Origin of the sequence: Onishia taeanensis (genome assembly GCF_013349955.1) — a bacterium.
Taxonomy (GTDB): domain Bacteria; phylum Pseudomonadota; class Gammaproteobacteria; order Pseudomonadales; family Halomonadaceae; genus Onishia; species Onishia taeanensis_B.
This window is the reverse complement of record NZ_JABVXC010000001.1, coordinates 91,869-117,862: the sequence shown is the minus strand read 5'-3', so window position 1 is coordinate 117,862 and position 25,994 is coordinate 91,869. Positions and strand designations below refer to the sequence as shown.

Sequence of the window (25,994 nt, the reverse complement as noted above, 5' to 3'; positions counted from 1 at the left end):
GCCGGGCGCGGTCTTTTCGATGGCGGGCGGCGGTTTTCTCGAGGGCCGGGCGAGGTCTTGCCAGTAGCCTTTGCGTGCTTCGCCGCCCTGGTCTGGTTGGACCGGGGCGGCGTGACAGCAACGTCAGCGGCGGCCAAGCCCCCACATGAAGTAGGCGCCGCCCAGCAGCGAGGCAACCAGGCCGGCGGGAATCTCCTGTGGGAACAGCAGTTGGCGGCCCAGCCAGTCGGCCAGCACCATCAGCAGTGCGCCGGTAAGTGCCGCGCCTGCAAGGTGTGCCCTGGCGCGGCTAAAGCCCATCAGCCTTGCCATGTGGGGCGCCAGCAGGCCGACGAACGAGAGCGGACCGACCACCAGCGTGGCGGTGGCAGTCAGCAGGGCGACCAGCGCCAGCAGGGCGAGCCGGGCCCGGACCACCGGTAAGCCGAGTGCCGCGGCAGAGGGCGCCCCCAGCGGCAGGATATCCAGCCAGCGGGTCAGCGGTGCAGCGGCCAGCGCCAGCACTAGAGCCGCCCCGGTTACCGTCAGGGCGCTGGTCAGGTCGACGTAGTAGGTGGAGCCGGACAGCCAGGCGATGATCTGTTGGCCGCGAGGGTCGCCGCCGGCCAGCACCAGGGACTTGATCGCCTCGAACAGAGCGGTAATCGCCACCCCGGTAAGCAGCAGCCGCTGGGGCTGGAAGCCGCTGTTGCGGTTGACCAGCACCAGCACCGCCAGCGAGACCAGTGCCCCCAGCACGCCAGCGCCAACCAGCGTCAGGTTGCTCGGTGCCGGCAAGAGAAATATCGCGCCGATCAGGGCGATGGCGCTGCCGCCGCTGATGCCGAGGATCTCGGGGCTGGCCATCGGGTTGGCGGTGAGGCGTTGAATCAGCGTGCCGGCAATGGCCAGCATCACGCCGCTGCCGGCGGCGGCCAGCAGCCGCGGTAGCCGCCACTGTAGCAGGTCTCCATCGCCGATCGAGGCCCATTGCCAGCCACCTACGCCCTGACCGGCCAGCAGCGCGATCACGGCCAGCGCCATTAGCGCGGCGGCAAGCTTGGTGGCGAGTCGGCGAGGGGCGGGATGCCGGCTGCCGACCGCTCGGGCCTCGCGGGGCGGCGCGTTGCCGCCGAAGCGAAGGCGTGGAATCAGCCACAGCAGTAGCGGTGCGCCCAGCGCGGCAGTGAAGGCCCCGGTGGGGATCATGGTGGGCAGTAGCCCGCTGAAGCGCTGCAGCAGCAGGTCGGTAACCGCCAGCAGTAGTGCGCCGAGCAGCGTCGACCAGATCAGCCTGGGCCCGAGCCGGCGGGCACCGGCCAGGCGCACGATGTTGGGGGCGGCCAGGCCGATAAAGCCAATGATGCCCACCACGCTGACCACGCAACCGGTGATGAAGACCGCCAGGCCCAGCCCCGCCAGGCGCAGATGCTTGAGCGAGATGCCGAGGCTTCGCGCGCCGGCTTCGTCCAGCTCCAGCAGGGCGAGCGGACGCACTAGCCAAGTGGCCAATAGGCCAGCCAGTGCCAGGCGCGGGGCCAGAAAGGCGGCGTCCTGCCAGCCATTCTGGGCAAGCGACCCGGCTCCCCAGATCAGCAGTCCCTTGAGGGCCTCCTGATGGAAAAGCAGCAACACCATGCCTAGTGCCCCCAGATAGAGGTTGATCACCAGGCCGGCCAGGACCACCACAATCGGCGACAGGCCGCGCCGCCAGGCCAGCAGGAAGACCAGCCCCATGGCAAGACCGCCGCCGGCCAGTGCCACCCATTCACGACCCAGCGCCAGCAACCCCGGAGCCATCAGGCTCGCAGCCATCAGCGCCAGGTTGGCGCCGCTGGTGACGCCCAGGGTGGTGGGGGCGGCGAGCGGGTTCCTGAGTACCTGCTGCATCAGTACCCCCGCCAGTGCCAGGCCGCCGCCGGCCAATAGCGCCATGGCCAGCCGAGGCCACCAGGCAACGTGCAGCACCAGGCTGTCCGCACTGGCGTCCGGCACGCTGAACAGAGCCAGCAGACCGCCTGTCAGCCCCAGGCTTGCTTGCAGGTGCATGACGGCAAGCGTGGCTGCCAGCAGGCCAAGCAGCAGGCAGGCATGGCCGGGGGTCAACCGAAACCGTGGCAGAGGCGGGCGAGGCAAAGACTCAGCGGGCATTGGCGTTCTCCATGGCGGTCACCAGTAGGTCGGCGAAGCGCCGGGCGGAAGGCAGGGCGCCGAAGCTCCACACGGGCTCCAGGATCAAGGGGGCGCCCTGGCGACGCACGAGTTCCTGCCACAGGCCGCTGTCGGCGAGCGATGCGCGCACGCCGGCCGGGTAGGGTTTGACGACCACCAGTCGGGCATCGATTCCCACCAGTGCTTCGAGAGGCACCAGCGAGAAGCCCCAGGCGTTGGTGTTGCCGGTCCAGGCATTGGTCAGCCCCAGGCGTTCGAGGACCGCCTGATAAAGGCCGTTTTCACCGAATACCCGTACGTGGCGAGCATCCATGAATTGCACGATCAGCAGCGGGGTGGCGTCATCGTCCAGCCGCGACGTCAGATCAGCGAGTTCGGCCTCCGTGGCCTCGATCAGCCGCGTGGCCGCCTGGGGGCGGTCGATTAGAGCGGCCACCGAGCGGGTCAGTTCGCACATCTCGTCCCAGGTGTCGCGACCGGGGCTGAAGAGCGTCAGAGTATCGACGGGGGCGATGCGTTCGAGCCGGGGGGCGAGGTTGGCAAACATGGGCGAAATCAGAATGCGGTCTGGATCGATGCTCGCCAGCAGTTCGAGGTTGGGCTGGGTCCGCAACCCGAGGTCACTGACCGAACTGGGCATCTTGGGCTCACGGACCCAGGCATGATAGGCATCGACCTGGGCGGCCGCCACTGGCGGATGATCCAGGGCGATGAGGGTCTCGGCGAGCGTCCAGTCGAGAGTGGCCAGTCGCGTTGGAGCCGCTGTCGCCGTTGTCGCCGCGGCGAAGGCGAACAGCAGGGCCAATGGCCCAATGAGCCTGGCAAGCAGGTGGCTTGGATGAAACATGGAGAGTCCTGCGCTTAGTGAGCGACGGCGACGCGATGCTCACCGCTTGGGTGTGAGATGACATGCATGGGGATGCCGTAGATGGCCTTGAGGGTGTCGCCGGTCATGATGGTCTCCGGCGTGCCCTCGGCCAGCAGGCGACCCGCATGCAGCGCCACGAGTCGGTCGCAGTAGCGGGCGGCCAGATTGATGTCATGCAGTACGATGACGACCCCAAGTTCCAGCTCCTGGCACAGCCGGCGCACCAGCTCCAGCACCTCTATCTGGTGGGCGATGTCCAGCGCCGCCAGCGGCTCGTCGAGCATCAGGTACTGGCTGCCCTGAGCCAGCAGCATGGCCAGCCAGATCCGCTGGCGCTCGCCGCCCGACAGAGTGTCGACCATACGATCGGCGAAGGCCTGAGTGCCGGTCAGGTTCATGGCGCGCGCAACCTGCGCCTTGTCTTCGCGGCTTGGCCGACCGAGCAGGCCTTGCCAGGGATAGCGCCCGAAGCCCACCAGTTCGCGGCCGGTGAGGTCCTCGGCGGGCGGCAGCTGCTGGGGCAGGTAGGCCACCCGGCGGGCGAAGGCGCGGCTTTTCCATTCGCCAAGTGTCGTGCCGTCCAGGCGGATCTCACCTCGACTCGGCGCCTGCTGTCGAGCCAGCAGCTTGAGCAGGGTCGACTTGCCGGAACCGTTGTGGCCGATCAGCCCCACCACCTGACCGGGAGCCAGGGCGAGATCGGTGGGGTGTAGCAAGGGCGTGCCATTGACCTCGAAAGTGGCGGCGCTGACATCAAACATGACGGGTCCAGAGGTGAGTGGTGTAAGTGGATATTAAAGCAAATCATTATTGTTCGTAATGTCTTTCCTTGCAACGATACCTGCCGGCACTCCTTGGAGCACCGGCAGGTTCAACCGCTCGTTTTCGTCGCCTCGGCGGTTAGATGACCTGGGCCCATTCGGCGGCTGCCGCGGGCTGCCAATCGATGGGACCCTCGTATTCTCTCAAGTCGAATGCTTGCCGGCCGGCGGCATGGTTGAGGATGGTCGCCGAGCGCCAGGGCATCAACGACAGCTGGGGTTCGGCAATGCCATGGCTGTGTCGGCCGGCATTGACCGCATAGAGACGGTGTGCGGCAGGTCCGTCCCAGCGGACCTCGAAGTGTGGCCCTAACACCAGTTCGCCATGCTCGTCGCGTTCGAGGCGGTCCGCCAGGGGCGTCAGATAGTCCGGCAGCGGGGAGTGGAAGCCGGTGGCGAAGATAATGATGTCGGCGGCGAAGTCCTCACGCTGGCCGGTGAGCCCATGGGAGGTGGTCAGCTCGAACCCCAGGCCATGACGCTTGAGGTCGATGGCTTCGCGATGGGGGTGGAGTCGCGCCCAGCGGGGCTCGCCGAGCACGTCGAAGCGGTGGTACAGCTCCCGATACAGGGCCTGGAGGGCGGCAGGAGTGATGCCGTCGCTGGCCAGTTTCTGGGCTGACACTTCGCGCTCTCGGACATCACGGGGAAGGCCGTGGAACAGCCGAGTGTAGTCCGGAGTGAAGTACTCGTTGGTGAAAGCCGTCTCGTCCAGAGGCTCGAAGTTGCGTCGCCGCGATACCCAGCTCAGTTCCCTGGGCTGCCCCCAGTGACCGCGCAGGGCATTGAGGAAAACGTCGGCGCCGCTCTGCCCGCCACCGACGATCACCACGCGTCGTCCGCTGAAGTCGCGGCGATGGTGGGCGATATCGGCGGCATGCAGGCAATGGGGACCCAGGCAGGCACTGGCGAAGTCCGGCAGCCAGGGCCGCTTGCCGGTGCCCAGGCTGAGATGGCGGGCCCGGTAGTCGCCGTGGTCGGTGCGTAGCCGGAAGCCGGCCCTGTCCAGGGTGACCTCGCGCACTGCCTCGCCCAGGCTGACGTTGTCCAGGCGCCGGGCGGCCCAGCCCAGGTAGTCGGAGAACTCGGCGCGACTTACGGTGCCGGTATCGGTGTTGAGGAAGCGATAGAAGCGACGATGAGCGACCAGGTAGCTGAGGAAAGAGTGCCGGTTGTCCGGGGCCACCGCCGTGACCAGGTCCTTTAGGAAACCGGTTTGCAGGTGGGTGTCGGGCAGCATTAGCCCGGGGTGCCAGGTGGGGTCGCGGCGGCGCTCGAAGAAGCGGGTGGACAGCTCTGGTAGATGCGAGTCGGCCAGGGCAGCGATGCTCAGGTTGAAGGGGCCGGCCCCCAGGCCGGCCAGGTCGATAACGCGAGAATCAGTCATCGGACATCTCCTTGGCGAGGGGCTTATCGGCGGCCTTCGGCCGCGCGGCGAGATGCAGCGGATTGTCGACCCACAGTTCCATCTCCGCCAGCATGCGCTCGGCGGCACTGTCGGTAGGGTGCAGGAATTTAGCGCGATTGAGGGTCAGTCGCAGGATGCGTGGCGCGAACAGGTCGAAGCGGGCGAAGCGCTCGGCCAGTGCTGGGTGACGAGCCCGGTAGGCGTCGAGCACTTCGCCGCACAGTCGATAGAAACGGGATTCCGAGACGCCGGCGTGAGCCGCGAGTGGGGCGATAAAGCGCAGGGTGGTGACGAAGTGTCCCGTCTGCAGGTCGTGGATCAGCTTCTCTGCGGGCAGGCGCACCGTGACGGCCTTGAGCTCGGCGGGGAGGTCGGTGGCCTCGGGAAAATCCTCGTCGACCAAGCGCAGGTCGCCCTGAAAGTCCTTCAGCGCCAGCCGGTGCGGCCAGCCGTCGCGCAGGATCAGGGTCAGGTTCTGGCCATGGGCGATCAGCGACATCCCATAGCGACACATCAGGTGCCAGAGAGGCACCACGGTGACCTCGAACATTCGTCGCAGCCAGGCCTCGGCCGCCTCGCCTTGCGTGGCACCGGCCGCCGCCAGGTAGGCGGCAAGCCAAGGGCGCCCTGCCTCATCGCTCTGCATCAGCTCGGCCATCAGCAGCGCCTGCTCGTTGGCAGCCAGGCGTGGGGCCAAGGCCTCTCGCCAGATCACCCCGAAGAGCTCCCGATAGCGGTACGGCGCCTGATCCAGGTGGGTGTACTGAGCATGTGGCAGCACGGCGCCGGCGGGCTCGGCGAGCACCTCCAGCTGGACCCGGGTGAACTCCTCGTCGTCCCGGCTCCTGGCCTTGAGCCAGGCCGAGGCGGCCGGTCCGGCGAGCAAGAAGCGGCCGGGGATGCCGCGGTAGCAGGAGGTGTTCATGATGGTCAGCGGCAGCTTGATGTCGTAGGCCGCCGGCCGGCTGACGTTGGTCAGGGTCCGCAACGATTGTTGGGGAGCGTAGGCATCACCGAACTCGCCGAGGTAGTGCAGACGCCCCAGCGCGATATCGGCAACGTGCAGGGGGGCGAGCCATTGCTGCCATTGCCAGGGGTGGACCGGCAGCAGGCGGAAGGCGTCGGGGTCGGCGACTCGGGTCGCCAGGGTCCGCTCCAGCCGGGAGTACTCGGCGGCGTCCAGGGCCGAGTCGAGCAGGGCCGCGGCATCCACTGGCCCGCCGCCAGTCGCCAGCGCCTCGGCGGCCACGGCTACCCAGCCGAGGCGGAAGCTGGCGCCGTGTTCGGGGGCGAAGCGCGTCAGCGCCTCCAGCCCCCAGCCGCGACGGCCCTTGTTAAACAGGAACTTGGGGTGGCCATCGAGGAGGCGCTGGCGCTCGGGCTCGGCCAGTCGAATGGCGTCGTCGGCACTCAGTTCGCGGCGGGCTTCGCGTAGCCGGCAGTCGGCTCGCAGGGTGGCGAAGAGGTCTTCCAGGTGTTCGGCCACCTGGGCGTCGCTCATGCCCAGCACCGGGGCCAACTGAAGCAGGAAATCGGCGGCCTCGAGGCCGGCATCGGGCGTGGGACTGAGGCTGTCCGGGAGTACCTGCAGTTGACCCCACAAGTTGGGGGTGGCCCGAAAGCGCCAGGCGGTGCTGCCAAGGTCGAGACGCCAGCCCTCGCTGTCGGTGTCTGGGGCGGGGGTGATGACCTGCTCGTAGCTCAGTTCGCCGATCATCTTGGCGATCAGTGCGCGGTTGGCCGCTGCCCAGTGGGGCGTCAGGCTGTGGTCGAGATGCGCCATTACATCACCTCTGCAAAGAAGCGTTCACGAAGGCCCATCACCAGGCTGGAGCGCTTGTGAGGGAAGTCGAAGTCGCGCAGCCGCAACAGGCCCAGCCGCGCCAGGTGCCGGAAGAGACGCTGGTTGTCGTGACGCGGCTCCAGCACCAGGCGCCGGGTGCGTGGCTCGGCCAGGTAGGCATAGTGGGATAGCCCGCCTAGCCAGGCGTCGACGAAGGCGGGACCGCGTACGTCTTCCTCGCCCACCAGCAGATGCAGGCCGCGATCGAAGGGAGCCCAGGGGTAATGGGGGGCCAGGCGATCCTCTGCGGCCCAGTAGACCTCGAAGTAGCCGAAGGGCTGGCCGTCGAACTCACCGATCAGTGGCAGGGTGTGTGGGTCGGCGAGCCGTTCGGCGATGAAGGCGGCGAGCTCGGCCTCGGGCCAGGCCTGCTCCCAGAACTCGGCGACCCGCGGCTGGTGCATCCAGCGCACGAAACGCGCCAGGTCCCGTTCGGGCTCGATGAGCCGCAGCGAGAAGGTGCGTCCCAGGCGGGGGTCGAAGCGCCGGTAGAGGGTCCCCTTTGGTTGCGCAGGACGCTGCGGGTGGCCGGCCTCGGCATCGAAGGGAGTGTCCTGCGGGGCCGCCGGTGGGTGCTGGAGCCAGTGCCAGGGCTGCTGATAGAAGGCACAGCGCAGGATACGTCCGCCGCCGAGCGTGTCGCACAGGCGGGACCAGTCGGGGTGAGAGCGCCAAGCGTCGTCCAGTACCAGCAGCGATAGTCCCGGATGCATGGCGAAGACGCCGTCGAGCCGATCGATCAGGGTGTTCGGTTGATCACCGTCGACATCGCGACGCGCCAGGCGGGCGGCGTCGTCCGGCAGCGGCGACAGGGCGATTTCCGGGGCTTGGGCGGGAGTGTCCAGGGTGAGGGTCATGCGGGGACTCCTGTGTCGCGGTGTAGCGAGGTGAGGTTGGTGGCCGCCAGGGGATTATCCAGCGGCAGGTAGAGGCGGGCCGGTTCGGCCAGGGTTGCCTCGTTGACGCCGCTCAAGTAGCAGAAGAAGTTGCCCTTTGCGTCGAGGCGTGGCGCGTTCAGGGCGTGATCCAGGCAATCCAGGTCGCCCTCCAGGCGTTCGCGCAGCGCTGCCAAGTGAGCGCGCAGGTCGCCGAGCAGCAGGTCTTCCTCAATCAGGCCATCGGCGGCCAGGGCGCTAGTGACGGCGAAGGTCGAGTTGATCAGCAGGTAATAGTGGAAGTAGCGGCGCACGGTGGCCGGTGGCCAGTGGTTCTCGGGCGTCGTCGTCAGGGCGGGGTGCTGGGTGAGGAAACGGTCGCTGACGCCGCTGCCTTGGCAGTCGCGGTAGAACATACCGACCGGCCAGCCGTCGTCGAGGCGCACCACGATGTTTTGCTGATGGGCCAGCAGCACGATGCCGTCTTCTACCGCCAGCCCCAGCAGCGGGGTCAGCACGCGCTCGCAGAAGGCGGCGAACCAGCGACGAGTCAGCTCGGCCGGCGACTCGTTACGGGCCTCGGTGATGGCGCGAAGGCGGGCGGCGAGCAGGGTCTGGCCGTTGGGCGTCAGGGGTTGCTGGGTCAGGGTGGCGAGGATCACGGTCTCGCTGTCCGGGGCCTCGGCGAGCGGGTTCTCGCGCAGGGTGACCAGGCTTTCCGGGTCCACCTCGCCGTCATCACCGCGCCAGCCCAGCCAGGCCGGTTCCTGCATCACGGCGAACCCCGGGAAGCGGCGTTCCACCGCTAGGTCGCGCATCCAGGTATCCAGGTTCAGGCCGCGCTGGACCTCCTTGACGCTGAGCAAGCGCAGCGAATTGGTCAGCCTGGCCGACAGCGAGCCCTTGATCATCCAGGGGGCACCGGGGGCGTAGAGTGAGCGGTGTGACGAGGTCGGCAGCCACTGGGCGTCACTGAGGCCCAGCCATTGCAGGCGGCCTTGCCGTTCCTGCTCCGCCACCCAGGGCCGTTGGCGCAGTCGCTGAGCCTGCCAGGGGTGCATCGGCAGGGCCATGAAGTCGCTCGGCAGGTGCTCGGTGAGGGCGTCCGGCAGCAGCTCGCGGGCCAGCTCGTCGGCCCCGGCGGGACGGCTGGAGTCGCCTGCCGCCAGTTCCGGGGCCACGGCCCACCAGGCCAGCCCGAAGCGGGCGCGATGCTCGGGGCAGAACTCCCTGGCCTCGGCCTCGCTGAAGGGCGCCCGTGACTTGGGCGCCGGGTGGAAGGCGTGTCCCGCCAGCAGGCCTTGTTCTGCCTCGGCGAAGGTCAGGGGACCTCGCTGCAAGTGCTCGATGTCGTCGCGTTCCGCCAGGCTGGCTCGGGTGTTGGCCCGGCTCTCCAGCACACGCGCCTGGAAGAGCGCGCGGCTTTCGGCGTCGAGTTCGCCGACCAGGGCGGGTGTGGCCAGGATTCGGCACAGGGCCTGGTCGAAATCGACAGGGCGTGCCTGGCCCTGATGATGCCAGAGGATGGGCCAGGCGAAGCGGCATTCGTTGCTGGCGCTGCGATGCAGCAGGCTCAGGTGCAGCTCGCCGGCATCGACGGTCAGGCGGATGTATTCGCCTTGCCGCGTGGTAGCGAGCCGCCAGGTATCGGTCTCGCGCAGCAGGGCATTGAAGAAGCAGCTAGCAGCCGGGTCGGTCTCGGCGGCGGAGCAGGGGTTGGGTGTCGTCATCGAGCAACCTCGTAAATCTTAATCTAAAAGCGAATGATAATAATGCACATTTAATTTTAAGGACGGAGTCTCTTCCGGTGAGGCACCTCGGGTCAGTCGTTCGACGCAGTGGGAGATGTGGCCGTGATCGGCCGTGCGAAGCGTGCCCTGGCCGCGGGGACGAGCAGCAGCAAGAGTAGGGCCGCGACCAGGGTCAGGAGGAGCAGGTGTGGGGGGGCTACCAGGCTGACCACCAGGGTGGCCGCCCCATAGCCCAGGGTATGGGACATGGCAAGCATGCCGGCGCTGGCGCCCGACGCGCCGCCGCGGGTGGCGGCATCGGTATAGCCGGGAACGGCCAGTGCGGCGCCGATGCTGGCAACCAGCACACCCGCGGCGAAGCCCGGTGCGCCATCCGCCTTAACCAGAACGGCGTAGCCGGCCACCAGGCACAGGGCGCCGAGCAGCAGCAGAGCGTACCCGCCAAGCCGCTGATGGCGCGTTACGCCGAGCTGGATGGCTAGGGCGCCCAGGGCACCGATCGACAGCAGCCCACCCATCAGGTGGCCGGCGCGGGTGGCCCCGATGTCGAGCCGGGTCTGTAAGGCATCGGGAAGTCCCAACTGCATCAGGGAGACCGACATCGCCAGCAACAGGGCCATGACCAGGCAAGGCAGACGCTCGAGAAAGCGTTGGGTAGGCAGCGTCGGCTGGTGGTCGGGGGCCGGCACCTGGGGGCAGGGTACGCCGCTCACCAGCCACAGAGCCAGCAGGCCGCCGCCCAGCATGACGCCGAAGGGGGCATAGGCGGAGAGACTCAGGCTGGCGGCAGCGAGTAGCGGGCCCAGCAGGCGACCGCCGCTGAGACCGGCGCTGATGGCCGCCAGAGCGCGCAGGCGCTCCTCCCCGCCGTGCAGTGTCAGGGACCATTGCTGGCAAGCCGGTACCATGCCCGACACGGTCAAGCCGTAGAGGATCCGGGCAATGACCAGCAATGGCAGCAACATGCCCTCGGCGAGCGCGCCCCGAGTCTCTGCCCAGAGGGCGATGGCGATCAGGGTGAAGCTGGCCAGGTAGCCCGAGAGGGCTTGGATGACCACCAGGCGCGGTCCGTGACGATCGGTGACGCGCCCCCAGAAGGGGCTGCCGACCAGAAACAGCATCGAGCCCAGCAGAATCAGGCCGGCCCACTGTGACAGCGGCAGGCCGAAGCGCTCCACCAGTACCGGCAGCGCGACCAGCAGGCCGTTCTGGCCGAGCCCGAGCAATGCCGTGCAGGCACTGATTCGCCACAGGGAGGGGAAGCGCATAGCTGATCTCTTGTTTAATGATATTGAGAATTATTCTCACAAAGGTGGGCGTTGTCAATATCCGTCGATATCGGCTCGCGGTGTGCTCGCCCCTTGGTGAGCGGTCTGGGGCAGCCGTCTAGCAGGAGCGCTTGGGCTAAATGGGCGTGGCGGCGCTAAGAGGCGCATAAAAAAACGCCCACCGGGATGGTGGGCGTAAAACGATCTAAGCCTGTGTGAAGCTTATGCGTCGGTCGATCAGCCGTTCATAGACCAATCGTCCATAGATCAGTAACTCATCGACCAGTTCATGGTGTAGGTGCGACCGCGGCCCTGATAGTCATAGAGGTATTCCGGCCCATAGTAGGGAGAATAGAACATCGCTGCGCGCTGGCCCCAGACGGTGGAATATTGCTCGTTCAGCAGGTTGGCAACACCGAGGCTGAGCTCCCCGACCGGCAGGGCCTGGCTGACGTTCAGGTCCAGAGTGGTGAAGCCGTCGATCTGGCGGTCGTCGTCGTCTTTCAGGTCGAAGTTGTGGTTGGCCTGCAGGCGCGCCGAGCGCTCACCGCTGGGGTCCTTCCAGCCAAGGAAGGCGGTGGCGGAGGACAGCGAGGCGTAACGGGCGTCGCGTTTCTCCCATTCGCCGTCGTCGTTCTTCTGTTCGGAGCGCACCAGGTGCAGAGTCGTGCCGGCCTCGAGTCCGCTGTCGAAGTAGCGGGTCACGGCGCCTTCGAAGCCGTAGTCGCGCTTCTTCTCATCGACGACGGTGACGCTAAGATCCTCGGCGTTCTCCACGGCCTTGTCGGACCAAGCGTAATAGAGCGCTGCCTGAGTCATCCAGGCGCCGCTGTTGTAGCGCCAGCCGAGCTCGACCTGGTCGGTCTTGATGGCGGACAGTGGGTTCTGATCGACGCTGACCTGGGCGCTCTTGCCATAGTACTTGGCCGGGTCAGGTAGCTCGAACCCCTGGCTGAACTGCAGCCAGTTCTGGTGGCCATTGCCGTAGTCGTAGAGGGCGCCGGCGTTGAGCAGGGTGGCGTCATAGTCGTTCTCGCCGCCGGGAATACCCTTGAAATCCTCGACCTCGACGTCCATGTGCTGGCGGCGCACGCCGGTGGACAGGCGCAGCCCCTCGGTGGCCTGCCATTCCCCTTGGGCGAAGGCCGAGATGCCGTCGACCTGATAGCTGGGATAGCGCGGCTCGATGCTTGCCGTTTCCTGGACCAGGCCACCGGTGGCATCCGAAACGGCCTTGTCGAAGATCATCTGATTGGCGTCGAAGGACTCGCGATCCAGGTCCAGGCCGTAAGTCAACGACAGGGTGTTGGTGAGGTCGGCATCGAACAGGGCCTTCAGACCCGAGAGGTCGGTGTTCTGCTGAGAAGCGCGGAACTCCGAGCCGCCGGATACCGGATAGGGGAAGGCCTGAAAGTTGGCTTCCTCCTCGCGGTGGAAGGCCTGCAGATAGAAGTCCTGGCCGAGCAGGTCAGCGTGGTGATACTGCAGGTTGACCATCTTGCGGTCGGTGGCCGGGTCGCGGTCGGAGTCATAGCCGTCGCTGACCTCGGCGTCGTCCAGGTCCGGGGTTGAGGCATCGAGGTTCGGGAAGTAGACGCCGCGCTCACCCTCGTAGCCGGAGCGGTACAGCTGAGCGCCAAGCTGCAGACTCTGTTGCCCGGTCAGCTGGATATCCAGGCTGCCCATGACGTCGATGCTGCGGTTGTCCTGCAGGTCGGTCTGGGCGATGTCGGGGAATATCTCATCACCATTGGCGTCGAAATGGCGGCCGTTGTCCTGGTAGGCCACGGCGAGCCGCCCCTTGACGAACTCATTGCCGCCGCTCACCGACTGGGCCAGACGATAGTCCAGGTCATCACCATCACTGAAGCCGGTGGTCATCCCGACCTCGCTGGAAAACGCAAGGTCGCTCCCTTCGGGCCGCTTGGTGATGATGTTGATGAGGCCGCCGGTGGCGCCACCGCCATACAGGCTAGTGGCGCCTGAGAGTACCTCGACGCGCTCGATGTTGAAGGGATCGATGGCATCGAACTGGCGAGAGAGGCCGCGAGAGCTGTTCAGGGAGACGCCATCGATGAGCACCTGGACACTGCGCCCACGCATGTTCTGACCGTAGTTGGTGCGTCCCTGGGGCGCCAGATCCAGAGAGGGGACCAGCTTGCCCAGCGCGGTCTTCAGGTCGGCACCGGTACGGATCTGCTCTTGCAACTGCTCGCGATCGATGACCCAGACCGCGCCGGGAATCTGGCTGATCTCGGTGGGGGTCCGGGAGCCGACCACCACCATGGTGTCCTGGGTCTCCGGCGCCTGGGTTTCCTGGGCGAGCGCCGGACCGGCGAGGGCGCCGGCCAGCACCGAGAAGCTGACGGTAAGATAGCGTGAGTGCATGAGTTCCCTCTATGAATGATGCGTTATTGAGTGTGTTGTGTTGTCAGCGACCGATTATAGTGAATGATGAATATAATGAGAAGTATTGTTATTTAGAATTGTATTGTCGTGTCGGTTGGATAATTGGCCTGCCCCGGCCGCCATCCGGGGCGGTGATGTGGATGTCAGGCGGCCGGGGTGAGGCGCGGCCGGGTTAGAAGTCGTAGCTGACGGTGGCTTTCACGCTGCGCTCGGCCCCGAAGTAGCAGTACTGCAGCGAGTTGCAGGACGCCACGTACTCCTTGTCGAGCAGGTTGTTGACGTTGAGCCGGCCGGTGACGCCATTCATGCCGAGCTGGCCGAAGTCGTAGCTCAGAGCGGCATCGACCAGGGTGTAGTCCGGTACCTGTTCGGTGTTGGCCCGGTCTGCCTGGATGTCGGCGTTATAGCGCACGCCAAGTCCGGCGCCGACGCCTGCCAGGGCGCCGTCTCTTAGCGCATAGGAACCCCACACCGATGCCATGTGGCGTGGCGCATAAATGGCGCGGTTGCCTTCTTCGCTGCTGTCGTCGCTCTTGGCGTAGGTGATATCCGTGAAGCTGTAGCTGGCCTGCAGGCGCAGGTTGTCGGTCAGTTGGGTACGAGCCTCGAGCTCGACGCCTTGCGACTCGATCTCGCCGATCGCCCGGTAAGGGTCGGTGGGTTGCTCCTTGGTGGCGACGTTAGTCTGCTCGATGTGGTAAAGCGCCAGGCTGTAGCGATCCTGAGTGCCGTTCGGCTGGTATTTCAGCCCGGTCTCGATCTGCTCGCCCTCCATCGGTTCGAGCAGGTCGCCGTTGGCGTCGACGAAGCTGGTCGGCGTGAAGGCCGTGGAGTAGCTGACATAGGGGGCCAGGCCGTTGTCGAACAGGTAGAGGGCGCCGGCGCGACCGCTGAACTGGGTATCGTTCAGCTCGCTCGAGCTGCCGGTGCCTTCATTGGTGTTCTCGATATCGACCCAGTCGTAGCGTCCGCCGAGGGAGAGACGCCACCTGCCCAGTGCCAGCTGATCCTGGGCATAGACGCCCGTCTGGTGAATGTCGTGTTGCTCTTCGGTGGCCGCGTACATCGCGGTGGGCTCGGCGCCATATTCGGGGTCGAAGGCATCGATGTTCGGGAAGGCGCCTGAAGGCCAGCTGACCTCGTTCTCGCGGCGCTGATAGTCGGCGCCGAACAGCAGGGTATGGTCCACCTCGCCGGTGCTCAGCTGCGCCTCGAGCTGGTTGTCGACGGTCCAGGCCTGCATGGACTCTTCGCCACCTGAGTAGTAGCGATTGAGCTCGGTATCGTTGGCCCAGCCATAGCCGTAAACCTGGTTGAGGGTCACGTCGGTGTCGAGATAGAGCAGCTTCTGACGTGCCGTCCAGGCGTCGTTGAAGCGGTGCTCGAGGTCGTAGCCGACCAGGCGTTGAGTGCGCTCGAACTTGTCGTAGTCGTCTTCGCCATCGAAGAAGGTATTGTCGATTTTGCGGCCATTATGGCGTTCGACGGCACCTTCATAAGGAACGCCGGAGTGGTAGCCGCCCTCCGGGTCCTTCTGCAGGTAGGCATGCAGCGTCAGGCTGGTGTCATCCGTCATGTCCCAGGTCAGTTGTGGCGCGAAGGCATAGCGCTTGTCCTCGACGGGGCCAAACTGGGTATCGGCGCTCTCGGCCAGGCCGGTCACGCGGTAGGCCAGGCGGCGTTCGTCATCCAGCGGCCCGGTCAGGTCGAAGGCGGCGCTGCGCTGGGCGTTGTTGCCGACGCCGAGGCGGACCTGGCCCGATTGCTCGAACTCGGGACGCTTGCTGGTCAGCGATACCAGACCGCCCGGCGAGGCGCGGCCATAGAGCACCGAGGCGGGCCCCTTGACCACTTCGATGCTCTCGAGGAAGTAAGGGTCGATGACCAGCGAGCTGTAGGAGTTGGCATCGCCCATCAACTTCAGGCCATCGAGGAAGGTATTGCTCAGGCTGCCGTCCGAGAAGCCGCGCAGCACGATGTAGTCGTAGCGGTTGGAGGCACCGACCTGGTTGGTGTAGGCACCTGCCGAATAGTTGAGGGCCCGCTGCACTGACTCTGCGCCTTTTTCTTCCCACTCATCGCGTTCGACCCGCGTGGTCGCCTGGGGCGTTTCGTTGAACGGCGTCTCGGTCTTGGTGGCGGCGCTGGTGACGGTGAGCGTATCGAGTGTGCTGGCGTTACCGGACGAGGCAGCGTCTTGTGCCCAGGCCGGGGACAGAGCGGCGGCGCTGGCGATAGCAACGGCGAGGGTGAGGGGGTGTCGAGCAGTCATGGCAGTCTTTCCTTGAATAGGAGATCAACTCTCTTTCGGTAATGAGAATTATTCCATTTCAGGCCCCGGCGGATGTATGCGCAACGCCAGCACTGCTTTGCCCAGTGACAGAACAATGGAGAAAAGTGCCATGACGGCTAGGCAAAGCGCTCAAGCGGTGAACTTGTGGTACAGCGGATTGTCGCAGGCGGTTTTTTTGGGGTGGCTTTGGCAGAACGGGGTCAGGCGGCGTTGCGATACGCGCGAGGACTCATGCCGAAGTGGCGGCGGAAAGCCGTGGTGAAGTTGCTGGCGTGGCCGTAGCCCACGGCGTGGGCCGTCTGCTGGACATCCAGGCCCTGCTCGAGTAGCCGGGCGGCCTTCGTCAGGCGGCATCCGCGCAGATAGGCGAATACCGACTGGCCATGGGCGGCGGCGAACTTGGCACGCAGGCTGCTGGGGCTCATCGCCGCCAGGCGAGCTAGGTCGGCCAGCCGGTGGTCGGCCTCGGGATGCATATCCAGCACCTTGCGCACTCGTGCGAGGCGCTCGCGCTCGCTGTTGGAGAGGCCGGGAATCGTGGCGGTGGGCGGGTGATACCTGTCGTCGGATGTCGCCTCATCCACGTTCGTCAGCACCCGGGCCAGTAGCTGCAGCATCACCGCATCGAGCAGCAGTCGCGGGTCGCCACAGCCGCTGTCTGACGCCAACGCTTCCTCAAGGGTATCGAGCAGGTGGTTCGGCAGTGTTTGCCGGCGCAGGACGGGTGGGCCGTCTTGCAGGGCCTTGAGCGGTGGGTACTGGTGCGCCAGTGCGGCGAGGGCATCGGCCCGAAAGGCCAGGTTCAAGGTGCGCAGGCGCTGGCCGGCATCCTGCCAGGCGTCTAACGCTTGGCGGTCATCGAAGCGCGAGCACAGGGCCTGCCCCGGGGATAGCCACAGGGATTTCTCGCCCAGGCGCAGGCGTACCCTGCCGTCCAGTATCACGGTGATGAACAGCGGCGCGGCGGCCAGCGAGCGAGAGGCGTAGGGCTCGAGCACCGTCAGGTCCGAACGGGTCAGGTAGATGCCGCGGCGCAGCTCGAGCTCATCGACGCGACCGCGCAGAATCGGCGTCTGGGCACCCTGTGCACGATCGGCAAGAGCGGGGAAGCGATAGGCGATGCCGCAGCGGGCGCCGAGCCGTTCAAGGTCACCGGCCGAGAGCTGGCGTGGCAGCCTTGTGCTGACGGAGGTGGCCATCGGCTAACCGGCCGCCCTGTTCGACAGCGGACAGTTGCCGCAGTAGCCAAGCTCGGGCAGCAAGTAGCGCAGGCAGCAAAGCCGGCGCACGCGTTTGGTGGCAGACACGTTCGCCTCCTCGCCTTGGCATTCAGGCTGGAAATAGCGCACCGGTTGGTACAGCGGGTTGCGCTGGCCGTTGACGGTGGTGCGGCTGGTAAGCAGGCGATGGCCTTCTTCGGCGACGCCCGGGGCCGCCATCGGATGCGCCTCGAAAGCGCTCAGGAAGTGTTCGAAGGTGTTGCCGGCATTGCTCCAGAATACCTTCGCCGAGGCCCCGGATAAGGCCGCCAGTCGGCCAATCAGCGGTGTCAGGTGGTCATCGATCAGGGTCGAGAAGCGCGCAAAGGCATCCAATGAGGCCAGGGGACGGCCGGCATGGGCAAGTTGCAGGCGTTCGGTGCGCCCCTCGGTCGTCAGGCATACCCCCATTTCATCGAGGCCCACCGGCAGGTCGCGCTCGAGCAACAGGTTGGCGGCCAGGTAGGGGACGAGCAGGGCCCCGAAATGCCATTTCGACCATAGTGACACCAGGGCGCGACGATCCCCTTGCTCCGACTGATAGCCATAGCCTGCCTTGAAGCGCACAAGCTCGGCCTCGAATCGCGCCGGTGTCAGCAGGTCACGCATCGGCACCGCCGGGGGTCGGATAGGCCCGACCTGGGGTGGCGTCAGGCCGTCCATCGGGCCTGTGTAGAGCGCATCGAGCAGCAGAGGCATGGCAGTGGTCTCATCAAAGCGGCCGGTATCCCATCAATACTATGATGAATGAAAATCATTATCAAATATAGCCGACCAGGCGTCAGCCGATGTGGGTGGCTCGCCAGACGCGGCTGGGCTGGGCGCCGTCGCGCTCATAGTCGGCACAGGTATCGTGGCGGATCAGCTCGCTCTCGAGGCAGCTCACCATCAACCGCCCCTCGCGTTCTCCGGCCTGCCAGCGGACCGGCAACGTCAGGCGCGGGCCGTCGTGCTGCTCGAGGGCGTCTTCGACCCGCACCCAGGCGTAGAGGTCGCGGGCCGCGAGCCACTCAAGGGCCGCGACCTGGGCGCATTGCGCAACCGGCGTTAGTCGCGAGTCGCCGCGGTAACAGGGCAGGTAGGGGCGGTCGTCCTGCTCGGCCGCGAGCAGCCCCGGCACATCATCTGGGGTGATACGGCCGTATTTGCGCAGGGCGGGTAGCACCAGAGCGCTGGTCGCCAGCCGGCAGCCGCCGAGGTGGGTGCTTTCCCAGACAGCGAAGGGCAGGTCATCGCGTGCCACGGCTGCGGCGAGCGCGCGATAGCTTTGATAGCCGAACTTGGCGCAGCACTTGTCCTTCTTGCCGTGGGTGCAGCATAGGATCATCGGTAGGGTCACGTCGTCGCCGCCCCAGGCGGCCAGCGAGTCGCCGCGGGAGAAGGCGGCGAGAAAAGCCGCCAGCTCGTCCCGCGCTACGCGATATTCGCGCTGCTCCGGCATCAGGAACAGGCGATGGAGCTCGGCGTCCTCGCCACGGCGGTGGATCAGGTTGACCCGCCGTCCGGCCTCGGCAATGGCCTCGAGTTGTGTGGCCACGGCATCGGGCATGTCGCTGGCTCTTCGCAGGCTGCGTTGCCACTTGGGCCTAGGCCAACTGATCAGCAGGCTTTGCTCGGCATGGGCGGCACTGCCCACCAGGGGATCGCCGATCGCCTGGCTGTCCAACGCGCAGAAGCGCCGGGCCTGACGGGGCGAGGCGACCGCCTGGTGGTTGGGACGGTGGGGGGCGGTCATGGCAGCTGTCCCTCCGGGTGACGCTGCGGCGTCTTGGCACCTGAGCGCCGTGGCACACAAACCGGTTGCCCGCTGTGCGGATCGCGGATCACGTGGGCGTCGAGGTCGAACACCGTCTTCAGGTTGGCGGCGGTGAACACCTCGGCCGGCGAACCGCGTCGCTCGATGCGGCCGTCGCGCATCATGACCAGTTGATCCGCGTAGGCCGCCGCCAGGTTCAGGTCATGCAGCACCAGCAGCAGGGTGCGACCGTGCTCGTGGGCCAGGCGCGAGAGCAGCTCCAGCAGATCCACCTGCACCTTGAGATCCAGGAAGGTAGTGGGTTCGTCGAGCAGGATCAGATCCGTCTGCTGGGCCAGCACCATGGCGATCCAGCAACGCTGCCGTTGGCCGCCGGAGAGCGCGTCGACGCTGCGCTCGGCGAGGTCCGTGACATCGGCATAGGCCATCGCCTCGCGGATGGCGCGGGCATCCTGCTCGGCATCCTGCCGCCATAACCGCTGGTGAGGGAAGCGCCCCATGCCGACCAGTTGCCGGACCGTCAGTCCCTCCGGGGCGGTAGGCCCTTGGGGCAGGATGCCCAGACGCTGTGCCACCTCTCGCGTATTGCGGTGATGGATATCCTCGCCATCGAGACAGACGCGACCGGCGCTTGGCGCATGAGTGCGCGCCAGAGTCTTTAGCAGCGTCGACTTCCCGCTACCGTTCGGGCCCAGCAACACCGTCAGCTTGCCCTCGGCCACCGCCAGATCGACGCCGTCCAGTACGCGTCGGGATTCATACCCGGCGTGCAGGCGTTCGCCTGTCAGGCGAGGTGGCTTGGTGGATGTCGAGGGCATGGGATGGCTCGTCGGTAGGATTCCTGGATCGGGACCGTAATACAAAAAATTCTCATTATCAATTTATGGCGGTATGTCAGGGCCGTTGCCGTTGAGAGTGACGGGGCGCCGAGGATGGATCGAAGAGAGTGCACAGCGTCACATCATAGGTGCGGGGCTCCGGGGCCCGTCGGCGGATCAGCCCCGAGTGTCAGCGCGGGTCCGGTGCAACAAATAGACGAAGAAGGGCGCGCCCACCCCCGAGACGAAGATGCCGGCGGGCAGATCCTTGGGCAGGAAGGCCACCCGGCCGAGCAGATCGGCGTAGAGCACGATCAAGGCCCCCACCAGACCAGCGATGGGCGCTAGCCGGGTGAAGCTTCGCCCTACCAGGCGGGCGGCGATATGGGGCGCGATCAGGCCCACGAAGCTGAGCCCGCCGGCAAAGGCGACGGCCGCACCGGCCAGGGCCACGCTGCAGGCCATCAGCAAAAGCCGGCTGCGCAGCACGTTGACGCCAAGCCCCTGGGCTACCTGATCGCCGAGCGCCATGGCATCCATCTGCCGTGCCTGGGTGAGACACAGCGGAACGGCGACCAGCAGCCAGGGCATGATGCCCAGCACGTCCTGCCATTGGGCGGCGTAGAGGCTGCCGGTCAGCCACACATAGGCGACCATGGCGGAGGAATCGTCGCTGATCACGATCACTAGCGTGGTCACGGCGCTCATCGCCGCAGATAGCCCGATGCCGACCAGCACCATGCGCGTGGGTGTGATGCCGTGCCGCCAGGCCAGCAGGAAGACCAGCAGGGCCGACAGCAGTGCCCCGAGCAGTGCCGCCGCCGGCAGCCAATGGATGCTCAGGCTGGTGGTAAACAGCGCCAGAAATACCACTGCGGCCATGGCGGCACCGCTGGTGATGCCGATCACGTCCGGCGAGGCCAGCGGGTTGCGCACGATGCCCTGAAGGATGGCGCCGGCGATGGCCAGTGCCGCGCCGACTAGCACGGCCAGCAGGATACGCGGCAGGCGCAGTTCCCAGACGATGAAGGCGATGTCGCTGTTTTGCGGCGCGACCAGCGCGTGCACTACCTGGTCGATCGAGGTGGGGAAGCTGCCGAGACTCAGCGACAGAGTCATGCTGGCCAGCAGCAACAATCCGAGTAGCGTCGTGACTCTCCGGTAACGGGCCCGATCGGCATCGTCGCTGGTATTGCCCGATGATGTAAGGAAAGCGGCGTGGGTCATGGTCAGGCCTGCGTTCTGCGTGCCAGATAGATGAAGAAGGGCGTGCCGATCAAGGCGGTCATCACGCCCACCGGTACATCCTGCGGCGCCATCAGGAAGCGCGAAGCCACATCGGCCAGCAGTAACAGGCTGGCGCCCAGTAGCGCACAGGCCGGCAGCAGCCAGCGATGGTCGACGCCGAAGAGGCCCCGCGCCATGTGCGGCACGATGAGGCCGACGAAACCGATCATGCCGGCGAGCGCCACCGAACTGCCGGCGAGCAGGATCACCGCCAGGCCGAGCAGTAGCTTGATGGCGCTCGCCGGCATGCCCAGGCCCTTGACCATGTCATCGTCCAGGAGCAGGGCATTGGCGTGGCGAACCAGCAGCACGCAAAGCACAAGGGCGCTTGCGAAGAACGGCAGCAGCGGCACCACCAGCGACAGCTCGCGCCCGGAGACGGAACCGGCCAGCCAGTAGAGCACGCTTTCGAAGCTCTGTTGGTCGATGATCAGCAGGCCCTGGCTGAATGACACGAACATGGCGGTGATGGCCACTCCCGCCAGTACTACCCGCAACGAGGACAGTTCCCCCTGGCGGCCGCGGCTCAGCGCCACCACCAGGCCCGCTGCCACCAGTGCGCCCAGCAGCGCCGCCCACACATACTGTGCAGGGGTATGCAGGGGTAGCAACGAGACGGCGATCACCACGAAGAACATCGCTCCGGCGTTGATGCCCAGGATGCTCGGCGAGGCGAGAGGGTTACGGGTCACGGTCTGCATCAGGACGCCGGCCATGGCCAGGCTGGCGCCGACCAGCGCGGCGATCACCGCCCGCGGCAGACGTTCCTTGAGGATGATGATGTGTGCGACCCGGGAGGGGTCGTAATGCAGAAGCGCCTGGGCGAAGGTTGGCGGGGCGATCTTCGTGCTACCCAGCATGACGCTCGCCGCGAAGGCCAACGCGACCACCACCAGGCCCAGTAGCAGCCCTGCGATGCGTGAAAAACGACCGGTCAGCATGCGTCTGGCTCCTCGGCCTGGGCGTGGGGCTCGGCGGCGCTGTTGGGCAGGCAGGTGACAACTGCTGGGCCGGGCCGCTTGGCGTCGCTGGGGGCATCCAGCCCATAGTGGGCGTAGAGATCATCCAGCATGGCATTGGCGGCCAGGATGCCGCCGCCCATGATCCAGTTCACCGCATCCACCTCGTAGACTCGGCCGTGCTGTACGGCGTCGAGTCGCTGCCAGAGCGGGTGCGAGCGCCAGTGTCGGTAGTTTTCGGCAATGGCAGGATCGTCCGGCTCCAGGAGCACGAAGATCACATCGGCATTCATGACCGGGATATTTTCCTCGCTGGTCAGTTTCATGCCCCAGCCCTGGTCCTGCACCGAGGCGGGCTGCTCGAAGCCCAGCTCATCCAGAATGGAGCCGGCGAATCCGGTGGAGTAGATACGCACATGGTCGCTCTTGAAGCGCACGACGGCGGCCTTCTGCGGCCAGTCATCGCCCAGCGCCGCGGCGATCTGGCGGCGAAAGTCCGTCACTCGCTGGTCCCAGTCCTCTAGCAGCGCGCGGGCGCGTGGCGCTCGGCCGGTGGCTTTGGCCATCAGCGTCAGGCTGGCCTTGAAGTCGAAGACGCTCTCGGTGGCGACGGTCGGTGCGATCTTCTTAAGCAGCGGCCGGACCCGCTCGTGGCGAAAGCGCGTGGCGACGATCAGGTCCGGCTCCAGCCAGGCGATCTTCTCCAGGTTGGGCTGGGTCTCCAGGCCGACATGCTCCACGCCATCGAGCGCCTTGCGCAGATAGCGATACATGGGTTTTTCCAGCCAGGAGTCGACCACGCCGACCGGCCTGATGCCGAGTGCCACCGCGCTGTCGGTTGCTCCCTGGTAGAGGGTGATGACCCGCTGTGGGGCGGTGGCCAGGTACGTATCGCCGAACGCACTGGCGATGGTGCGCTCGTGGCGTGGATCGTCGGCACTGGCAGCTAGCGGCATGACAACCGCCAGCAGCGCCGTCAGCCACCAGCGCCGGGTCCGGGTACGCGTCTTCATTGCGACCTCCTGGAGGATGCGGTCGGCAGCGGAGCGCTGGAGAGATGGATGATCTTGCGCATGCCGGCATGCCACGACAAAGCGGCGCCATGGAGCGCCGCTTTGTCGTTAGACCATTGGTCGTTAAGCCCTTTCTGGCTGGAGCATGCGGACATTTGGGCTTAGAAATCGACCTGATAACCCAGAGTCAGCGTACGTCCGCGACCCTTGAAGTAGTAGTCGTCGCTGACGCGTGCAGCCTGGGAATAGTAGGTGAAGTAGTCCTCGTCGGTGACGTTCTCCACACCCAGGCTGGCGCGGCCCACCGGCAGGCGATAGGCCATGGAGGCATCGATCAGGCCGTAGCCGTCGAACTCGAGTTCCGGGTCGTCGACGCTGCGATCGAAGAAGTGGCTGTATTGCAGGTGGGAGGAGAGCTTGGCGTTCCAGGCCGCGCTCCAGCCGAGCTTCAGGGTATCCGGGGCGATATTGATGCCGGTCAGGTCGGTATCGACGCTGCCGTCGCCATCGGTGTCGGATTCACCCTCGGCGTGGGTGTAGGAGAGCCGCAGCTGGTGGGCATCGGTGATCCGTGCCTCGCCGGTGATCTCATAGCCTTGAATCTCGGTCTTCTCGCGGTTGCCGACCCAGGTGCCGTTCTCCTCGGTGAGGCGCTCACCATAGTCGGAGTTGGACTCGTAGTAGCTCAGCTCGAGGCCGTAGCGATCCCAGTCGAAGCGGGCGCCGATCTCGCGATTATCGGTGACGATGGGCTGCAGCGTTAGCAGACTGTCGACATCCTGGCCGCTGGTATCGATGCCGCGCAGCACTCGGCCGACGTCCGGCATGCCGAAGCCTTCCGAGTAGTTGGCATAGAGCTGGGCCCAGGGCGTGGCCTGATACACAAGCCCGGCGTTGAACAGCGTCTCCTCGAAATCCGGGCTGCCGCCGTCGACGGTGACCAGGTCCTGCGTGACGTTGCTGCGATCGATGGTCTGATAGGTATCGACATCCAGGGTCGCCAGCTCGTGACGCACGCCCCCTTGCACGGTGAGGCGGTCGGTGAGGTGGAGATCGCCCTGCAGGAAGGCCGCGTAGTTGCGGAATTGGCTCTCGGGAACGTAGGTCCGGTCGGTTTCGACCAGCACCTGGCTGGTCTCGTCCTGAAGGACATCGACGCCGGTGGTGACGTCGAGGTAGTCGTTGAACAATCCGCGACGGTTCAGGGTGATCTGAGCGCCGATCTTATCGGACTCGTTGCGGGTCTGGTCGTACTGGGTGTTGCCGGCCGCGTCCTCATAGGGGAAGTAGGGTGTGATGCCAAATTGCGCCCGGAAGCGTTGGGTATAGACCTGGGCATCCAGCTCATTGCCCAGCCAGTCACTGTTCGAGTAGGACAGCCGGGCGGTGGTGACCTTGTTGTAGCCTGGCTCACCATCCGGATCGCCCTTGCGCGCGGTGGTGGCGACCCCGTTGTCACGGTCGCCCGTGACCGGCACATAGTCCCCCTCGCCTTCGAGCTCGAAGCGGTTGACGGACAGCTCCAGGTTCTGGTCGTCATCGATCCAATAGCCCAGCTTGCCGAAGACGTCATAGCTCTCGGAGTTCTGGATTTCCCCCGGATAGGCCGTCCCGACGGGCTGATCGTTGCCATCGTAGAAAACGCCCCGCTGCTGCTGGGTTACGCCGGCGAGGAAGTCCCAGTCGCCCTGCTGGCCGTTGATCTGATAGTCCAGCTTGTGGCCCAGGCCATCGGCACTGACATCATCATCGCTGGTGAGGCTGATCCCGACATGCTGGTTCACCTCGCCGGCCTCGGCGCGCTTGGTGACATAGTTGATGATGCCGCCAGTGGCGCCCAGGCCATGCTCGGCGCTGGCGCCGTGAATCACCTCGATGCGCTCGACCATGGACAGATCGATGGTATAGCTGTCGCGACTGCTGTCGCGTAGCGGGTTGGACTGCGGCACGCCGTCGATCATGAACAGCGGCGAGCGGCCACGAAAGGTTTCGCCGGCGTTGGAGAGCTTCTGGCGGCTGGGCGAGTAGGAAGGGATCAGGTTACTGAGTACCTGCCCCGGGTCCTGGGTGATCGCCAGCTGCTGCTCGATCTGTTCGCGGGTGATGATGGTGACTTTCTGTGGCGACTCGCCGGCCCGGCTTTTGTTGCGGGTAGCGGTAACCACGACGGGGGCAAGTGCGTCATTGGCTTGCTGGTCGCCGGTAGAGGCTTGGCCGAGCGCCATGCTGGGCATGGCGGCACAGATGGCCAGTGCCAGCATGGTACGGGCGAAGGGAGGTCGGGGACGTGGTATAGCGAAAGGCATGGCGAGAGAGGTTCCTTGTTCGATCCTGTTTGGCCTCTGAGTGGGCCTCATGCTGTGTGGCCACAGTCTTTTTTGCGAACAATAATCCTTCTTATTTGTATTATCAATAACAAATGCCGCCTCATGGCCGCCTGGCCGGCAGCTAGATCGAATGGGACGTCAGCGCAGCAAGTGATTTGGTGCCAGCGGGGATCCGGGAATATGTGATGAGAGGCAGGGCCGCCAAAGCGTCTCAGCGGTCGATCAGGGTGGCATCCAGGGTGACCGGTACCTCATCGCCGATCTGCTCATAACCGAGCAGCAGGATCACGGTACGCAGGGTGGGGTTGGCCATCAGCTTGCGGCCATCCACCGCCACCCGCTCGGCGGTAGCGATCCGGATGCGGGATTGGCTCTCGCGGGTGAAGCGCAGCGCCAGGGGCTCCTGCTGAGCCACGCCCTCGGCATCGACCCGGAAGTTCAGGGTCTCGGTGAGAGAATCGCCCACTGCCAGACTGTTCAGTCGCTCCGGCGGCAGGCGGGTCACCAGGGTGGCCAGCGGCAGATCGGCCATGCCCTGGAGCCACACCGGCAGGCCGCCCAATCGATCCGGGATATCGGTCTGGCTCAGGCGCAGCGGCAGGCGCAGGGTGCCATCGTCACCGATGTTGCCCGAGAGCTCGCGCACCCGGTGCTGATGCGGCACCGGGCCCGAGGGCGTGATCTCGACCAACGTGGCCTCAATGGCCGAGCGGGCAGGGTCCAACTGCCAGGCCGCCTGGGCGGGCAGGGCGGTTAGCGCGACCAGCACAACAGAGGCGAGCAGTGAGAGGGCTCTTGTGGCCGCCATCGGCCTGCGGCGGTGGGAATGTGAAGCTGGTGTGAACACTGGCGGTGTCTCCCGGCAGGCGTGTTAGCGTGGTGGTACTG

The 25,994-nt window shown here is 65.9% G+C and carries 19 protein-coding genes; all 19 read right to left on the bottom strand.

The window, feature by feature from the left end; translation table 11 throughout:
• Positions 1-123 precede the first annotated feature (123 nt).
• A complete protein-coding gene (gene fhuB / locus HUS66_RS00575) occupies positions 124-2,130 on the bottom strand; it encodes a Fe(3+)-hydroxamate ABC transporter permease FhuB (protein WP_175069057.1) in 2,007 nt (668 codons plus the stop codon).
• Positions 2,120-2,998: an iron-siderophore ABC transporter substrate-binding protein gene (locus HUS66_RS00570; protein WP_175069056.1), complete on the bottom strand. Its 879-nt coding sequence runs from the start codon at positions 2,996-2,998 to the stop codon at positions 2,120-2,122. Before HUS66_RS00570 ends, fhuB begins: the two co-directional genes overlap by 11 nt.
• Positions 2,999-3,012: 14 nt before the next feature.
• Positions 3,013-3,780, bottom strand: coding sequence for an ABC transporter ATP-binding protein (locus HUS66_RS00565; protein ID WP_175069055.1), 768 nt, complete (start codon positions 3,778-3,780; stop codon positions 3,013-3,015).
• A gap of 139 nt (positions 3,781-3,919) precedes the next feature.
• Positions 3,920-5,227: a lysine N(6)-hydroxylase/L-ornithine N(5)-oxygenase family protein gene (locus tag HUS66_RS00560; RefSeq protein ID WP_175069054.1), complete on the bottom strand. Its 1,308-nt coding sequence runs from the start codon at positions 5,225-5,227 to the stop codon at positions 3,920-3,922.
• A complete protein-coding gene (locus tag HUS66_RS00555) occupies positions 5,220-7,031 on the bottom strand; it encodes an IucA/IucC family protein (RefSeq protein ID WP_175069053.1) in 1,812 nt (603 codons plus the stop codon). The genes HUS66_RS00560 and HUS66_RS00555 overlap by 8 nt, the downstream gene beginning before the upstream one ends.
• Positions 7,031-7,948 (bottom strand): GNAT family N-acetyltransferase, encoded by a 918-nt coding sequence (locus HUS66_RS00550; RefSeq protein ID WP_175069052.1) that lies wholly within the window; start codon positions 7,946-7,948, stop codon positions 7,031-7,033. The genes HUS66_RS00555 and HUS66_RS00550 overlap by 1 nt, the downstream gene beginning before the upstream one ends.
• The gene (locus tag HUS66_RS00545; protein WP_175069051.1) at positions 7,945-9,696 is read right to left on the bottom strand and encodes an IucA/IucC family protein; all 1,752 of its coding nucleotides are present in this window, start codon (positions 9,694-9,696) and stop codon (positions 7,945-7,947) included. Before HUS66_RS00545 ends, HUS66_RS00550 begins: the two co-directional genes overlap by 4 nt.
• 92 nt (positions 9,697-9,788) lie before the next feature.
• Positions 9,789-10,985 carry an MFS transporter gene (locus HUS66_RS00540; protein WP_175069050.1) on the bottom strand — a complete coding sequence of 399 codons (1,197 nt, stop codon included), beginning with the start codon at positions 10,983-10,985 and terminating at the stop codon, positions 9,789-9,791.
• Between the two features lie 267 nt (positions 10,986-11,252).
• Positions 11,253-13,373 (bottom strand): TonB-dependent receptor, encoded by a 2,121-nt coding sequence (locus HUS66_RS00535; RefSeq protein ID WP_175069049.1) that lies wholly within the window; start codon positions 13,371-13,373, stop codon positions 11,253-11,255.
• A gap of 193 nt (positions 13,374-13,566) precedes the next feature.
• Positions 13,567-15,666 carry a TonB-dependent siderophore receptor gene (locus HUS66_RS00530; protein WP_175069048.1) on the bottom strand — a complete coding sequence of 700 codons (2,100 nt, stop codon included), beginning with the start codon at positions 15,664-15,666 and terminating at the stop codon, positions 13,567-13,569.
• Between the two features lie 221 nt (positions 15,667-15,887).
• On the bottom strand, positions 15,888-16,886 hold the full coding sequence (locus HUS66_RS00525) for a helix-turn-helix transcriptional regulator (protein WP_175069047.1): 999 nt from the start codon (positions 16,884-16,886) through the stop codon (positions 15,888-15,890).
• A 3-nt stretch (positions 16,887-16,889) separates the two neighbouring features.
• Positions 16,890-17,645: a siderophore-iron reductase FhuF gene (gene fhuF, locus HUS66_RS00520; RefSeq protein ID WP_175069046.1), complete on the bottom strand. Its 756-nt coding sequence runs from the start codon at positions 17,643-17,645 to the stop codon at positions 16,890-16,892.
• Positions 17,646-17,727: 82 nt separating this feature from the next.
• On the bottom strand, positions 17,728-18,681 hold the full coding sequence (locus tag HUS66_RS00515; protein WP_175069045.1) for a sucrase ferredoxin: 954 nt from the start codon (positions 18,679-18,681) through the stop codon (positions 17,728-17,730).
• The gene (locus HUS66_RS00510) at positions 18,678-19,520 is read right to left on the bottom strand and encodes an ABC transporter ATP-binding protein (protein ID WP_175069044.1); all 843 of its coding nucleotides are present in this window, start codon (positions 19,518-19,520) and stop codon (positions 18,678-18,680) included. The genes HUS66_RS00515 and HUS66_RS00510 overlap by 4 nt, the downstream gene beginning before the upstream one ends.
• Before the next feature lie 177 nt (positions 19,521-19,697).
• Positions 19,698-20,747, bottom strand: a complete 1,050-nt coding sequence (locus HUS66_RS00505) for a FecCD family ABC transporter permease (RefSeq protein WP_175069043.1) — start codon at positions 20,745-20,747, stop codon at positions 19,698-19,700.
• A 2-nt stretch (positions 20,748-20,749) separates the two neighbouring features.
• Positions 20,750-21,748 carry a FecCD family ABC transporter permease gene (locus tag HUS66_RS00500; RefSeq protein ID WP_175069042.1) on the bottom strand — a complete coding sequence of 333 codons (999 nt, stop codon included), beginning with the start codon at positions 21,746-21,748 and terminating at the stop codon, positions 20,750-20,752.
• On the bottom strand, positions 21,742-22,779 hold the full coding sequence (locus HUS66_RS00495; RefSeq protein ID WP_175069041.1) for an ABC transporter substrate-binding protein: 1,038 nt from the start codon (positions 22,777-22,779) through the stop codon (positions 21,742-21,744). Before HUS66_RS00495 ends, HUS66_RS00500 begins: the two co-directional genes overlap by 7 nt.
• 161 nt (positions 22,780-22,940) lie before the next feature.
• Positions 22,941-25,013 (bottom strand): TonB-dependent receptor, encoded by a 2,073-nt coding sequence (locus HUS66_RS00490; protein WP_425340065.1) that lies wholly within the window; start codon positions 25,011-25,013, stop codon positions 22,941-22,943.
• Positions 25,014-25,317: 304 nt separating this feature from the next.
• On the bottom strand, positions 25,318-25,914 hold the full coding sequence (locus HUS66_RS00485; RefSeq protein ID WP_175069039.1) for a hypothetical protein: 597 nt from the start codon (positions 25,912-25,914) through the stop codon (positions 25,318-25,320).
• Positions 25,915-25,994 lie beyond the last annotated feature (80 nt).